The sequence below is a fragment of the Acinetobacter sp. V91_7 genome (assembly GCF_031799075.1).
Taxonomy (GTDB): domain Bacteria; phylum Pseudomonadota; class Gammaproteobacteria; order Pseudomonadales; family Moraxellaceae; genus Acinetobacter; species Acinetobacter calcoaceticus.
In genome coordinates, this window is record NZ_JAVQNT010000031.1 from 377,440 (window position 1) to 392,837 (window position 15,398).

Here is a 15,398-nt window from a genome sequence, read left to right on the forward strand (position 1 = left end):
AAAAGCAAACTTCGGTTTGCTTTTTTTATATGCAACAATGAGTTAATACACAAAACTTACAAACTATTCTAATTTTATGATTTAAGTTGAATACATATTCTCAGTTAGGCTAACTCAAAATTTCCAAGGATTCCGCTGTATGCAATTTAACCCACTTAGTCGCACAGGCCTCAAGCTTCCAGAAATTTGTTTAGGCACCATGACATTTGGTGAGCAAAACTCCCAGCAAGAAGCATTTCAACAACTCAATTATGCTTTGGCACACGATTTATATTTTTGGGATACGGCAGAGATGTATTCGGTTCCGCCAAAACCTGAAACTTACGGTGCAACAGAAACGATCATTGGCAATTGGTTTGCCCAAAATGGTCAACGTGACAAAGTCTTCCTTGCCTCTAAAATTGCCGGACCTGGCTTTGGAGGAACACACATCCGAGAAGGCCATACGCGCTTCAACAGCGATCATATTGCGAAAGCCCTGGATGGTTCACTCAAACGCCTCCAAACCGACTATATCGACCTATATCAACTCCATTGGCCTGAACGTCACACCAACTTCTTTGGTACGTTAGCTTATGGCAACCAACAAGCTCAAAATGATTACGACACAACACCTCTAGAAGAAACATTACTTGCTCTACAAGAAGAGATTAACCGCGGACGCATTCGCTATATTGGTTTATCGAATGAAACCCCATGGGGCACCATGAAATTTTTACATTTGGCTGAAAAATTAGGTGTCAGCAAATTTGTAAGTGTTCAAAATCCATATAGTCTACTCAACCGTACTTATGAACTAGGTATGTCTGAAATTGCAAAATATGAAGATGTTGGTTTACTGGCATACTCTCCTCTTGCGTTTGGCTATCTTTCTGGCAAGTTTAGAAATGGCGCACGTCCGGCTAATGCCCGTGTCACATTATTTCCTCGTTTTAGCCGCTACAGTAACCCTCAAAGCGAATGGGCAACTGAACAATATGCACAGCTAGCAGAGAAACATGGGTTAAGCTTAACCCAAATGGCATTAGCATTTATCAAACAACAATTCTTTGTGACCAGCACAATTATTGGTGCCACGAATCTAGACCAACTTAAAGAAAATATTCAGGCATTTGAAATTGAATTATCTACTGAAGTTTTACAAGGTATTGAAGCCATTCACACTCAACAGCCCAACCCTGCGCCTTAAATAAAAAAACGGATGCTTAAGCATCCGTTTTCTTTATCTATAAAAAATTTTATATCTTATTTACGGCTATTATAAACTGCCATTGCTGCAGGCAAGTTTTTACGCATTTCGCCAATACGCTGAGAGTTAGATGGGTGAGTAGACAAGAAAGATGAACCACCACCACCTTCAAGCTTGTTCATTTTTTCCCAAAGTGTAATCGCAGCATTTGGGTTATAACCTGCACGCGCCATTAGCATTAAACCGCCTTGGTCAGCACGACTTTCCAAGCTACGAGAATATGGCAAGCCTACACCCACTTGCGAACCCAGTTGAGCCGCAGCAGTACCAAGTTGGCCGACATTATTACCAGCATAGCTTAGACCAATACCAAGAGCTAAATCAGTTAGAGCCTGAGCGCCAATTTTACTTTTTGCATGCTCTTCTAAAGCGTGAGTCATTTCATGCCCCATAACTGCTGCAATTTCAGCATCAGTCAGGTTCAATTTATTGACAATACCGGTATAGAACACAACTTTACCGCCTGGTGCTACATAGGCATTAATCGTGTCAGACTTCAACACTGCCAACTGCCAGCTAAATGGCTGACCTGTCTGGTTCATCTGGTTCGCATACGGTTTCAAACGGTTGAATACAGAATTAATGCGGTTATATGTACTAGAACTAGTATCTAGCGCACCCTTACCACGTGCTTCCTGCACCATTTTATTAAAACCTTGAGCAGATTGAGCATTTAAAGTCGCTGTATCTGCGCCTGCCATGTCAGCTACTGTTGTACACCCAGAAATTGTTACAACACTCGCAGCACATAAGCTTAAAAAAAGTCTTTTATTCATCAATTGGATCACCTAAATCGTTAGAAAAGCTGTTTATTCTTTTGCACTTATTATAAGAAATCCCGAGTATGCTTTGAATGTCTCATTTCTTCATGATCATAGTATTTATGTAACGATCAAGTAGATAAAGTCATCAAATAAATCCAGAAAATCAAACATATTATATTTAAGCCAAGATAGATATGACTTAAGGTCTTAACTTTCTCTTCAAGATTAGGACTTTCTCTTTTCCAGAGTAAATAACTATTTTGTATGAATACCACAGGAATTAACACGCATGCGAACAATACTGACAAGCTCATAAAAGCAGTCATGAAGAAATCTTCATGATATGCTTGTCCATAAATGACCAACATCGCTAATGTTGGAGAGCCACCAATAGCAAATAAAAAAGAATAAAAAATTGTTTTTGAAATAGTTGGTTGCAGCTTCATCCTGAGCCCATCATTCCTTATCGATATATAACGTTTTAATCTGAATCGAATCAAACAAAAACTGCACTTTAGTCGGGTATAAAAAAGCCCCCTTTCAGGAGGCTTTTTTAATCTTTGCTAATTAAGCAGAGAATGGATGACGTAAAACAATTGTTTCTGCACGGTCTGGACCAGTTGAAACGATATCAATCGGACATTCGATTAACTGTTCAATACGCTTCACATAAGCCAAAGCATTTGCTGGTAATTGGTCGATACTAGTTAAACCAACAGTCGACTCACTCCAACCAGGCATAGTTTCGTAGATTGGTTTCAAGCATTCAAAAGAAACCGCATCAGAAGAACCCACACAACCTGAATCTGTATTTTCATAGCCCACACAGATTTTCACTTCTTCTAAACCATCTAAAACGTCAAGTTTAGTTAAGCAAATACCAGAAAGTGAGTTTACATCTACAGAACGGCGAAGGATTTCAGCATCAAACCATCCGCAACGACGTTGACGACCAGTAGAAGCACCAAACTCATGACCTACTGTACCCAAGTGTTTACCCACTGGATCACCAGCATCAGCTGCTGCATCGTAAACCAATTCAGTTGGGAATGGGCCAGCACCTACACGAGTTGTATAAGCTTTAGTAATACCTAATACATAATCAAGATGTAAAGGTCCCATACCTGAACCAGAGCTTACGCCACCAGCAGTTGTATTTGAACTTGTAACATATGGATAAGTACCGTGGTCAATATCTAGAAGAGAGCCTTGAGCTCCTTCAAACATTACAGCCTTACCTTCTTTGCGATAGTCATGCAACACTTTAGTCACATCAACCACTAATGGAGCAAGAACTTCACGCCATTGGTTGCAAAGAGCCAATACATCTTCAAATTTAACAGCTTCTACACCGTAGAACTGAGTTAACTGGAAGTTATGTAACTCAAGCATTTCAGACAGTTTTTCTTCTAATGCTGCACCACCACGAACAAGGTCAGCAACACGCACTGCACGGCGAGCCACTTTATCTTCGTATGCAGGACCAATACCACGACCTGTAGTACCGATTTTAGCATTACCACGTTTCTTTTCACGTGCCTGATCAAGTGCAATGTGGTTAGGCAAAATGAGTGGACAGTTTGGAGAAATACGTAGGCGTTCTTTAACAGGAACTCCTTCTGCTTCCAAAATTCCCATTTCTTCAATTAATGCGGCTGGTGAAAGTACCACACCATTACCAATTAAGCACAATACGTTTTCACGTAAAATACCTGATGGAATGAGGTGCAATACAGTTTTTTTACCACCTACGACAAGAGTATGACCTGCGTTATGTCCGCCTTGATAACGTACTACCGCAGCCGCCTGATCTGTGAGCAGGTCGACGATTTTACCTTTACCTTCGTCGCCCCATTGGGTACCAAGTACCACAACATTTTTGCCCATAATAGCCTCATTACATCATGCTGTTAAAATTGGAAACCACCAGTAAAAACTTACCGTTGGCGATTAAATCTTTTCAATATTCCATTGACCATTTTGCGACACGAGTTGATGGGTCGCGTATGGAATAGAACTTAAATCATCATTACCTAACAATTGAACGACACGTAAACCTTGAGCACGTGCATTAGAAATTGCTTTGAGTAAATCCTGTTCTGTACCTTTTGGAGCAACAACAGTTTCGATCTCTGCGAACTGATTTGCGCCTAAGGCATATAAATCACAACTAAAGCCAGTAGCAGGACGTGCGCGACCAAAATGCTCACCAATACCATCGTAACGGCCACCCTGCGCTAACGGCGCAGCACGGTTCGGCGCATATACTGCGTACATTAAACCAGTGTGATAGTGATAACTACGTAGCTCTACGACATCGATACCGATATTGAGATTTGGCCAGCGCCCTTTAATTTGCTCAAGCGTCGTCTTAAGCGCATCTAATGCTGACTTAAACTCTGCATCTTGCAAGATATTGGCACTTAAATTCGACTGCAATGCTTCTAGATCACTAGAATAACGACCAAGCGCATAGAAATCAGAACCCATATTTAGGCTTTGAGTAAATTCTGCTAACTCTGGCAATGCTTTTCTTTGATAAAGATCAGACAGTTCATGCTCTTCATTTTTTGACAGTCCAGCATACTTGACTAGACTACGGAACAACCCTACATGGCCCAAATCTAAATGCGCGCCTTGCAAAGTATAGATGTTCTCAATCAACCCCAGCATAACACCGACCATTTCGACATCAGCTTCGATACTATCGTGGCCATATAATTCGGCACCTAATTGTAAAGGCGCACGAGTGGCATTGAAATTTTGTGGTTTAGTATGTAATACAGTCCCTGAATAACAGTAACGTGCAACGCCTTCAACTGGTCTTACATGTGCATCAATACGTGCAACTTGTGGCGTCATATCAGCACGAACACCGAGTAAACGGCCTGAGAGCTGATCAATAACCTTAAAAGTTACTAAATCTAAGTCTTGATTTGATTCTGATAATGAAGACAACGATTCGATGTATTCGATAAATGGTGTATATACCAATTGATAACCTCGTACCGCGAGGAAATCTAAAGCTTCACGGCGAAGTTTTTCAATGACTTGTGCCTGTTCCGGCAATACATCGGCTACCCCGTCAGGCAGCAACCATGTCTCTGAAATGGTCATATTTCAAGCCTAAAATCTGATCAACGTGGAACGACCCCACATAAAAAAATCGGGAACACACCCGATTTCTCTTAGTGTAGCATGATACTTTCTGCCATGCACCTGACAATTTGCATAAATGTTTCTTAATAAACTATGAAGTCAAAAAGAAGTTTTTATGAATTAGCAAGTGGATTCAATATCTTACTATCACTCACTTAAATTATAATCAAAAGTTCTTCGACCAAAGAAAGGGCCAATAACTGAACTATCACCTTGTTTCCAATTCACCAAATTTAACTTTTGAATAGCTTGAGCTGCTTGAGTATTAAAAGCAAAGCAACCTTTTTCAAGATTTGCAATTTTTAATTTCTGCTTCAAAGCATTTGAGGAGTGCACATTATTAAGCGGGTTATCTTCTATAGAATAAGGATGAGACTTTTCATAAGCCAAACTTTTGTCAGCATCCCATAAGTTGCTTGACTTAAACTCTATAAAAGCAGATTGATCATTATTATTACCTAGTACACTTTGAGTATCACCAGTTTCTAAGTTTTCTAAAACAGTTAAGTTATAGCCGTACCACTGCGAATTTAGAAGCCTAAAATACTTTTTATCTTGACCTAAGTTATTATACCTTTCGATGATTGACTGCTTTTTCTCACTAAACGAGGGATTTGCATTAAAACTAGATATATCTGAAATATAAGATTGATTCCATTGAGTCTCTTTTAAACGATAACAATAACTATTTTTTGGAAACGTAACATTCTTATAGTTTTGATAAAATTCAATTAAATTTTTATCAAGTTGACTATGAAGGCCCGTTTCTAGATTTTTATTTTCTTTATAGCCCGGTAATACACGGTCAAAGATATTTTCACCATCCAACTTCACAATTTCAAACTTTAAATTCTTTTTCAAATCAGGCGTTAATTCATAAGCCCAACTGCTAGATGTTAACCTTTTCACAATATTGGTTTGTAACGTCCCTTTATTTAAAATTTTCTTTTCAGTTAAAAGTTCAGTTTCTAGCGGTAGGTTATGTGACTTTGAAAAAAATATTTCATTATTTTTAATTGGATATTGAGTGATTTCAAAAAAATCACTATAAACCTCTGAAGAAAAATTAGAAGGTTGGTAATAAACTTGGTAAATTGCATCGTCTTTTTCTAAATTACTTTCAGCTTGATCATTAGTATTTTGATCTGAGCCACCACCACCACAAGCGGTTAAAATAATAGTAGATGTAATAATTAAAAAACCACTTATTTTTTTTGATTTAAATTTCATATGAACTCTATAATTAAAATTTTAATGTTTGCGAATCATACAAATAGAGATAGTTTTTCACAATATAAATATTTAAAATTTTAAAATAAATTTTCTTTTAAGTTATTTCTATAACTATTCAGATCATAAATTAGTAATTATAAAAAAGGATGTCAATTTAACATCCTTAAATTATTTCAATTGACGTTTAGAAAGAATCACACAAATCTAATAATCGATTTGCATAGCCCCATTCATTATCGTACCAAGCAAATACTTTAGCTTGATGCCCCACCACCATTGTCTGGGTTAAATCAACAATAAGAGAATAAGGAGAATGGTTGAAATCACTTGAAACTAATGGTTCATCAGTAACAGCCATAATTTCTGCATAATCTGTTTGAGAAGCTTTAATCAATACTTCATTAATATGATGCACAGTAATTGGCGATTGAGCGATAAAAGTTAAGTCAATTGCAGCTACATTAATAGTAGGTACCCGAATTGAATAACCGTCTATACGGTCTTCCATTTTTGGCATAACGCGCTTTAATGCACCTAATGCACTAGACGTAGTTGGTATAATATTTTGTCCAGAAGCTCTGGCACGACGCAAATCACGATGCGCGTGATCAAGTACAGACTGGTCTGCTGTAACAGCATGAATTTCTGTCATGAGCGCTGTTTCAATTCCAAACGCATCATCAATGATTTTAACTAAGGGTACTAATGCCTGCGTAGTACATGACACACTTGATATGATCTGATCAGTCGCTTTCACATCTGCATGGTTAACACCATAGACAATTGCTGCATCTACATGATCAAAAGGTGCTGCACCAATAATTACCCTTTTTGCTCCAGCTTGTAGGTGGCGGGTTGCATCAGCGTGGGAACGGAACAGTCCGGTACACTCAAGTACGACATCAACATCCAAACTAGACCATGGCAAAAGCTCAGGTTTTTCCTGTTTTAAAACTTCAACTTTTAGTGTTCTTTGATTTGATTGAATGTTCAAAAAAACTTTTTCATTTTCAATAAATATTTCTACATTTCCATTAAAACGGCCATGTGTGGAATCATATTTAAATAAGTGCACTAATGTTTGTACATCTGCTATATCGTTAATCGCCACGATTTCAAATTGAAATTGTTTTGAGCTCTCGAACCAAGCACGTAAAACATTACGTCCAATCCGCCCAAACCCATTAATGGCGATACGTTGCATGACCTATCCTTATCTACAAAACTAAAGACTAAAGAAGGCATATAGTAAAGCACGTCACGCCCAATTGAATATAGATTTTTAGCCAAATCACAGTTTTGTAAGATATTCCTTTTAAAATCGTTGGTTCGGTGGGGTTTTTCCGCTACAATTTAGCGTTTTTAAAAAATAAGCCCCGTATCAAATGCTCAGGTTTGACATAAAACAAACAGGCATTGATACATTTAGCCAAATTCGAAAATATGGAGTGACTTGGTTGTGAGTACTCGTTTAATGACATCTGCTGAAATTCGTGAAGCATTTTTGCGCTACTTTGAGACGCAAGGGCATACACGTGTCGCGTCGAGTTCTCTTGTTCCTGCCAACGACCCAACTTTATTATTTACAAATGCTGGGATGAACCAGTTTAAAGACTGCTTCTTAGGTCTTGAAAAACGTGACTATGTACGTGCAACTACATCACAAAAATGTGTACGTGCTGGCGGTAAACATAATGATTTAGACAACGTTGGTTACACTGCACGTCACCATACATTCTTTGAAATGTTAGGAAATTTCTCATTTGGTGATTATTTCAAACGTGATGCTCTTAAATTTGCTTGGGAATTTTTGACTAGCGATGAGTGGCTAGCACTTCCTAAAGATCGTTTATATGCAACCGTTTATCACACCGATGATGAAGCTTATGACATCTGGAATAAAGAAATTGGTTTAGCACCTGAACGTATTATCCGTATTGGTGATAATAAAGGCGAAAAATACGCATCTGATAACTTCTGGGCAATGGGTGACACAGGTCCATGTGGTCCATGTTCTGAAATTTTCTTTGACCATGGCGATCATATTTGGGGTGGCTTACCAGGCACACCTGAAGAAGACGGTGACCGTTTCATTGAAATCTGGAATAACGTTTTCATGCAGTTTAACCGAACTGCTGATGGCGTACTTCACCCTCTCCCTGCTCCATCTGTTGATACAGGTATGGGCTTGGAGCGTATCTCAGCTGTATTGCAACATGTTAATTCAAACTACGACATTGACTTGTTCCAACACTTATTAAAAGCTGCTGCAAACATTATTGGTATCGAAGACGAAGGTCAGCCTTCTTTACGTGTAGTTGCAGACCATGCGCGTTCATGCTGTTTCTTAATTGCTGATGGTGTAAACCCAAGCAACGAGGGCCGCGGTTATGTATTACGTCGTATTATCCGCCGCGCTGTGCGTCACGGTAATAAACTTGGTGCAACTGGTACGTTCTTCTACAAAATGTTGCAACCTTTAATCGAAGTTATGGGTGATGCATATCCAGAACTTGTAGCGCGTAAAGATGTGATTGAAGCAACTTTAATTCGTGAAGAAGAACAGTTTGCTAAAACACTCGAGCAAGGCTTAAAACTACTTGAAGGCGAGCTTGCTCAATTAAAAGATAAGACTATTCCTGGTGCGACTGTATTTAAACTTTACGACACTTACGGCTTCCCAACAGACTTAACAGCTGATATTGCACGTGAACGTGACTTTATTATTGACGAAGCTGGCTTTGAAGTAGAAATGGCTGCACAGCGTCAACGTGCTCGTGATGCTGGTAAATTCGCAGTTGATTACAACAGCATTGTACAAGTTGAAGGCGAAACCCAATTTGACGGTTACATCAACACAACTGGTCAAGGCCAAATTGTAGCGATCTACAAAGATGGCGTACAAGTTGATGAAGTTTCTGAAGGCGACGAAGCACTTATCGTTTTAAACCAAACTCCTTTCTATGCAGAAAGTGGTGGTCAGATTGGTGATACAGGTATCTTCAAAAACGAAACTGGTATTTTTGAAGTTCAAGATACGAAAAAATCAGGCGGTGCCTTTGTTCATCAAGGTATTGTGACTGTTGGTAATCTTAAAGCCGATCAAAACGTTGAAGCGATTGTTAAAGCAGACATTCGTGAGGCAACAGCTCGTAACCACTCGGCAACTCACCTATTACATGCTGCCCTTCGTCAAATCTTAGGTTCACACGTACAACAAAAAGGTTCGTTAGTTGCAAGCGATATCTTACGTTTTGACTTTGCTAACGACCAACCAGTAACGTTTGAACAGTTACAACAGGTTGAGCGTTTGGTAAATGCAGAAATTATTGCAAATACCGCAGTAACCACTGAACTCCTTGACATCGAAGCGGCAAAAGCCAAAGGCGCAATGATGTTGTTCGGTGAAAAATATGGTAGCGAAGTTCGTGTTCTCGCTATGGGTTCAGTGATTGATGAGAAAAACTTCTCAATCGAACTTTGTGGTGGTATTCACGTTAAGCGTACAGGCGATATCGGTTTATTTAAAATCACTTCAGAAGGTGGTGTGGCTGCCGGTGTACGCCGTATTGAAGCAGTTACAGGTACTAAAGCTTTAGATGTAGTACAAAAAACCGATTCAGATATCCAGCACATTAATAGTTTATTAAAAGCACAGAAAGACCAAACTGTTGAGCGTGTACAAGCCAATGTAGAACTTGTTTCTACATTACAAAAGCAGATTGAACAGCTCAATCAGAAATTGGCAAACTTCCAAGCGTCAGAATTGATTGATCAGGTACAAACGATTGCTGGTCGTCAAACGCTTATTACCACTGTTCAGGGTGTAGATGCGAAATCACTTCGCAACTTGCACGACAGTGTTAAATCAAAATTAGAGAACGCAGTCATTGTGTTAGCTGGCGTAGAGGGTGACAAAGTTAGCCTGCTTGCTTCAGTTGCATCACAATACACTGCAAATCTAAAAGCAGGTGACATCATCAAGCATCTAGCAACCGAGTTAGGTGGTAAAGGTGGTGGTAAACCTGACTTAGCACAAGGTGGCGCGCCACTTAACGAGAAGTTTGGACAAGTTATTGCTGCATTACCTGCATGGCTTGAACAAAAATAAGACTTCACTTTTTGTGTAACTGACCCTGAAAAGCCTCTCAGGGTCATGGCTTATATGGAAAAACTATGGCATTAATCGTTCAAAAATATGGCGGTACTTCTATGGGTACCCCCGAGCGCATTTTAAATGTTGCTCGTCGTGTTAAGCGTTGGCATGATCACGGTCACAAAGTTGTTGTGGTCGTATCTGCAATGAGTGGTGAAACAAACCGCTTACTTGCTCTCGCTAAAGCCATTACCGAAACACCTGACCCACGCGAGTTAGACCAAATGGTTTCAACCGGTGAACAGGTGACGATTTCCATGTTAGCTATGGCACTTAATTCGATTGGTGTGGAAGCTAAATCCTATACCGGACGTCAAGTCGGTATTAAAACTGACAGTGCATTTACCAAGGCGCGTATTGAGTCTATTGATACAGATGTCATGACCAATGACCTTGATGCAGGGCGTGTTATTGTTGTTGCTGGTTTCCAAGGCTTTGATGCTAATGGAAATATCACAACTCTAGGCCGTGGTGGTTCAGATACTTCAGGTGTTGCGCTTGCTGCTGCTCTAAAAGCAGATGAATGCCAAATTTACACTGATGTAGATGGCGTTTACACCACTGACCCTCGTGTTGCTCCTAAAGCCAAAAAAATCGACCGTATTTCTTTTGAAGAAATGCTAGAAATGGCTTCATTAGGTTCAAAAGTTTTACAAATTCGCTCAGTAGAATTTGCCGGAAAATATCAAGTTCCTTTGCGTGTATTATCAAGTTTTGATAATGATAACGACGGCGTGTTTGACGATGAATTTAAAGAAAATGTAGGTACACTCATTACTACTGAGGCGGAAGATAATATGGAACAGCCAATTATTGCAGGTATTGCTTTTAACCGTGACGAAGCAAAATTAACGATTTTAGGTGTACCTGATGAACCAGGTATTGCTTCTAAAATTTTATCACCAGTAAGTGATGCCAATATCGAAGTCGATATGATAGTGCAAAATGTTGAAGAAGATGGCACAACAGATTTCACTTTCACTGTAAACCGTGTTGATTTAGCTAAAGCTGAAAAAATCTTAAACGAAACTGCCAAAAATATTGGTGCACGTGAAGTTTCAACACGTGATGACATTGTTAAAGTGTCTATCGTGGGTGTAGGTATGCGTTCACATGCAGGTGTAGCGAGCAAGATGTTCACTGCCCTTGCTGATGAAGGCATTAATATCCTTATGATTTCAACATCTGAAATTAAAGTTTCTGTCATTATTGATGAGAAATACTTAGAACTTGCTGTTCGTTGTCTACACACCGCTTTTGGTTTAGATCGTGAACATGGTGAAAGCAGCGCCCGCGCTTAATTTTACCAATCGGTCAATTATTCATTAAAAAATGTTTACTTGTCCGACAATAATTAAAGAAAACACAGAGCCGCTATAGTTTTTTTTATAGCGGCTCTGTTATATTAAACGGAAAGTTTTTTGGCAGTGATTATCAAAATATGACTTTGTTCTCATATTTCTGTTAGAATCTGACTGAAAACTGAGGTTGAGCTTTTATTTGGGTACCAATATTGCAGTTTTAAGCGTTTAGCAAGGAGATAAACATGCTGATTCTGACCCGCCGTGTCGGGGAAACATTAATGATTGGGGATCAAGTCAGTGTTACTGTGCTTGGCGTCAAAGGAAATCAGGTTCGTATTGGTGTGAATGCACCAAAAGAGGTTTCTGTTCATCGCGAAGAAATTTATCAACGTATTCAACATGAACGTGCAATGCATGAACACCTTCAACATCTTGATCAAGATTATCAAGTTTCTTTTGAAGATGATAATTTTGCACAGAAAAACTTCAATCGTTAACATGAAGTTATTCTCTCCCTAATTAAAGCGACTTTATAGTCGCTTTAAATTTTTTAGGAAGTTGTATTTATAAGCCTAGAGCACGTTTAACAGGTGCGTAACTACGGCGGTGCTGATCAATTACACCATGCGCTGCAATCGCTTCAAAATGCGCTTTAGTTGGATATCCTTTATGTTTGGCAAAACCAAATAATGGATATTGTTGATCTAATTCTTGCATTTGTCGATCACGCGTAACTTTTGCCAGAATACTCGCTGCACTGATCTCAGCATGGCTCGCATCTCCCCCAACAATCGCTTCACAAGGAATAATGATTCCTTTTGGAATTTGATTACCATCTACAATCACTTTTTGTGGTTGAGTTTTCAAACCATCAACTGCACGTTGCATAGCCAAAAAAGTCGCTTGTAAAATATTTAATTCATCAATTTCACTGTGCGTTGCTTCTGCAATTGACCAAGCTAAGGCTTTTTCTTGTATTTCAATAAACAACTTTTCACGTTTCTTTTCAGTTAATTTTTTAGAATCATTTAATCCCGCAATTGGATTATTCGGATCTAAAATAACAGCCGCTGCCACAACAGAACCTACCAAAGGTCCTCGTCCCGCCTCATCTACACCAGCAATAAACATCAACTCTCTACCTTTAAACAAAAGAGGCTGATCAATAGTAATCAGCCTTCTTTAATACAAAAATCATTAATTACTTTTGTAAAGCTTCTGCCACACACTCATTTACAGTTTTTGAAACCACTTGGTTTACAATTGTAGCACGTGCATTTACATCAAATGCAGCCGCAGCCAATTCTACTGCTGTCACACTATTTGGTGCTTTTTCACTCACACAACCACAAACATTGGTTTGAATGCTGTCACGTTGGTCAGCAGTCATATATTTCGTTGCTGTTTTCCAAGCTGAAACATTATTAATCTCTGTAATACATTTTGCATTTACAGCAACTTTTAATGCAGCAACACCCAACTGTTGAGTTGTAGTTTGTGCAGAAGTAGCGCCTGTACCCGTACCTGTAGTCGTTGCACACGCTGTTAAAGCTAAAACAACTGGCGCTAGAGCGAGCATCAATTTTTTCATCATTTTTTCCTTTGATTGAACGTTGGCAGCGCGTATTGTGCCTAAACTCAACTTTATAAGAAACAAATAATTTGATGCATTTATGCAATCTATTTTCCCCTGCAAAACTCAGCTCAACAAATGTATTTTTTCTTAAACGTTCTGTTTTTAGCACGCTCTGTTACATTTAAAACATTTCTCAAAATCAGCGCTTTCCCATAAAATTAAAAATCAAAACGACAAAAAAATAGGGTCTTTTATGCCTGCTGTTTCATCTCAGTATTACACCCGTACCGCACAAGTCCTGCATTGGGTGATGGCAATCATTTTCATCGCAGCGTGGGCTATTGGCTTCTATAGTGGAAATTTTTTAAGTTATGACGTTGATGGCCCCTTTAAAGGTGATGTCATTACGTTGCACAAGAATATTGCGACAACCATTATCTTTTTGGTGATTATCCGTATTTTATGGCGCTATACACATCCAGCGCCAAAATTACCAGATACGATGTCACCAACCATGAAAACACTGGCACATATTGGTCATCTATTCCTTTATGTGATTTTGGTGGCGTTACCTGTCACTGGTTGTTTATTTAGCTGGAGTGCTGGTCACCCTGCCCCTGTTTTATATTTATTTGAAATTCCGCGTTTAGTACAAGATAACCCAGAGCTTTTAGCTGTCGTTAAACCATTACATATTTATATTTCTTGGTTTGCAGGCTTTCTTATTGTTGGGCATGTGCTGGCCGCTTTAAAACATCACTTTGTTGATAAAGACAATATTTTAAATAGTATGACCAAACAACCAAAGTAATTGTATGTATAAAAAACCGCCTGAGATAGGCGGTTTTTTTATTTAGATTTTTTTGATTTCTGCAATCCACTTTTGTTTCTCTTCATCTGAGATGAAAGAGGCTTCAAAAGAGTTGATTGCGAGTTTTTTCAACTCATCATTTGTTAGGTCTAAAGCTTGCTGAATTGCAAAGAAGTTATCATTCATATATCCACCGAAATATGATGGATCATCTGAGTTTACAGTCACGTGTACGTCTTTTTGTAGCAAACGACGGATATTATGATCTTTCATATCCTTTACGACACAGAGCTTTAAGTTACTTAAAGGACAAACCGTTAGAGGCATTTTTTCGTTAATTAAACGTGCCATTAACTGTTCATCTTCTTCAGAACGTACACCATGGTCAATACGGTTCACTTTGAGCAAGTCTAAAGCTTCCCATACATATTCAGGTGGACCTTCTTCACCAGCATGAGCAACGATTAAGAAGCCCTCTTCACGCGCCTTAGCAAAAACACGTTCAAACTTAGCTGGCGGATGCCCCACTTCACTTGAATCAAGCCCTACAGCAATAATGTCTTGCTTAAATGGTAAAGCCTGCTCCAAGGTCTCAAAAGCTGCCTCTTCGCTTAAATGGCGTAAGAAACACATAATAAGCTGAGAACTAATACCAAACTTAGCTTTGGCATCAGCACAAGCACGTTTTAAACCGTTAATCACTGTTGAGAAAGCAACGCCACGATCAGTGTGAGTTTGCGGGTCGAAGAACATTTCTGTATGAACCACACGATCTTCGGCACATTTCTCAAAATAAGCCCATGCTAAATCATAAAAGTCTTGTTCATGTACAAGAACATTTGCACCAGCATAGTAAATATCTAAAAACGACTGAAGATTATGGAAGTTATAAGCTTGCTTAACTTCTTCAACAGATTTGTAAGGAATCTGAATCTGATTGCGCTGGGCAATTGCAAACATTAATTCAGGTTCAAAAGTCCCTTCAATATGCACATGCAATTCGGCTTTTGGTAAGGCGCGAATCAGCTCGACTTGATTCATATTAACTCCACGTCTAAAGAAAAAAGGGTGTGGTAAAAATCACACCCTTCTATAATTTTCTTCTTATTAAAAACTATGACTAAGACAGCTCAAGAAGAAAATTAT

General features: G+C 38.9%; 14 protein-coding genes. 5 read left to right on the plus strand and 9 right to left on the minus strand.

Going from position 1 to position 15,398, the window contains the following annotated elements; genetic code table 11:
- Positions 1 to 139 precede the first annotated feature (139 nt).
- The gene (locus tag RMB03_RS08320; RefSeq protein WP_056478713.1) at positions 140 to 1,189 is read left to right on the plus strand and encodes an NADP(H)-dependent aldo-keto reductase; all 1,050 of its coding nucleotides are present in this window, start codon (positions 140 to 142) and stop codon (positions 1,187 to 1,189) included.
- 56 nt (positions 1,190 to 1,245) lie between these two features.
- On the opposite strand, the gene RMB03_RS08325 is transcribed toward RMB03_RS08320, so the two are convergent.
- The 6 genes from RMB03_RS08325 to RMB03_RS08350 form a co-directional block, all read right to left on the minus strand.
- Positions 1,246 to 2,025 carry a M48 family metallopeptidase gene (locus RMB03_RS08325; RefSeq protein WP_005041942.1) on the minus strand — a complete coding sequence of 260 codons (780 nt, stop codon included), beginning with the start codon at positions 2,023 to 2,025 and terminating at the stop codon, positions 1,246 to 1,248.
- A 116-nt stretch (positions 2,026 to 2,141) separates the two neighbouring features.
- Complete coding sequence (locus RMB03_RS08330; RefSeq protein ID WP_311075293.1) at positions 2,142 to 2,459, minus strand: hypothetical protein; 318 nt, start codon at positions 2,457 to 2,459, stop codon at positions 2,142 to 2,144.
- Positions 2,460 to 2,580: 121 nt separating this feature from the next.
- Positions 2,581 to 3,900: an adenylosuccinate synthase gene (locus RMB03_RS08335; protein ID WP_003652692.1), complete on the minus strand. Its 1,320-nt coding sequence runs from the start codon at positions 3,898 to 3,900 to the stop codon at positions 2,581 to 2,583.
- 63 nt (positions 3,901 to 3,963) lie between these two features.
- Complete coding sequence (locus RMB03_RS08340) at positions 3,964 to 5,130, minus strand: ATP phosphoribosyltransferase regulatory subunit (protein ID WP_311075296.1); 1,167 nt, start codon at positions 5,128 to 5,130, stop codon at positions 3,964 to 3,966.
- 189 nt (positions 5,131 to 5,319) lie between these two features.
- Positions 5,320 to 6,402 carry a hypothetical protein gene (locus tag RMB03_RS08345; protein WP_311075298.1) on the minus strand — a complete coding sequence of 361 codons (1,083 nt, stop codon included), beginning with the start codon at positions 6,400 to 6,402 and terminating at the stop codon, positions 5,320 to 5,322.
- Between the two features lie 187 nt (positions 6,403 to 6,589).
- A complete protein-coding gene (locus RMB03_RS08350) occupies positions 6,590 to 7,609 on the minus strand; it encodes a type I glyceraldehyde-3-phosphate dehydrogenase (protein WP_017391588.1) in 1,020 nt (339 codons plus the stop codon).
- 270 nt (positions 7,610 to 7,879) lie between these two features.
- On the opposite strand from RMB03_RS08350, the gene alaS reads away from it, so the two are divergent.
- The 3 genes from alaS (at position 7,880) to csrA (ending at position 12,362) form a co-directional block, all read left to right on the plus strand.
- Positions 7,880 to 10,516: an alanine--tRNA ligase gene (alaS, locus tag RMB03_RS08355; protein ID WP_311075418.1), complete on the plus strand. Its 2,637-nt coding sequence runs from the start codon at positions 7,880 to 7,882 to the stop codon at positions 10,514 to 10,516.
- A 65-nt stretch (positions 10,517 to 10,581) separates the two neighbouring features.
- Positions 10,582 to 11,862, plus strand: a complete 1,281-nt coding sequence (locus RMB03_RS08360; protein WP_003652700.1) for an aspartate kinase — start codon at positions 10,582 to 10,584, stop codon at positions 11,860 to 11,862.
- Positions 11,863 to 12,107: 245 nt separating this feature from the next.
- Positions 12,108 to 12,362 carry a carbon storage regulator CsrA gene (gene csrA, locus RMB03_RS08365; protein WP_003652701.1) on the plus strand — a complete coding sequence of 85 codons (255 nt, stop codon included), beginning with the start codon at positions 12,108 to 12,110 and terminating at the stop codon, positions 12,360 to 12,362.
- A gap of 67 nt (positions 12,363 to 12,429) precedes the next feature.
- Here the strand turns inward: csrA and rnhB are convergent, their stop codons facing one another.
- Positions 12,430 to 12,996 carry a ribonuclease HII gene (gene rnhB / locus RMB03_RS08370; RefSeq protein ID WP_005041957.1) on the minus strand — a complete coding sequence of 189 codons (567 nt, stop codon included), beginning with the start codon at positions 12,994 to 12,996 and terminating at the stop codon, positions 12,430 to 12,432.
- Positions 12,997 to 13,066: 70 nt separating this feature from the next.
- Positions 13,067 to 13,456, minus strand: coding sequence for a hypothetical protein (locus RMB03_RS08375; RefSeq protein WP_005041960.1), 390 nt, complete (start codon positions 13,454 to 13,456; stop codon positions 13,067 to 13,069).
- 238 nt (positions 13,457 to 13,694) lie between these two features.
- Here RMB03_RS08375 and RMB03_RS08380 point away from each other — a divergent pair, with 238 nt between their 5' ends.
- Complete coding sequence (locus RMB03_RS08380) at positions 13,695 to 14,252, plus strand: cytochrome b (protein WP_005041962.1); 558 nt, start codon at positions 13,695 to 13,697, stop codon at positions 14,250 to 14,252.
- Between the two features lie 42 nt (positions 14,253 to 14,294).
- On the opposite strand, the gene RMB03_RS08385 is transcribed toward RMB03_RS08380, so the two are convergent.
- Complete coding sequence (locus RMB03_RS08385; protein WP_005041965.1) at positions 14,295 to 15,293, minus strand: adenosine deaminase; 999 nt, start codon at positions 15,291 to 15,293, stop codon at positions 14,295 to 14,297.
- Between the last annotated feature and the right edge of the window lie 105 nt (positions 15,294 to 15,398).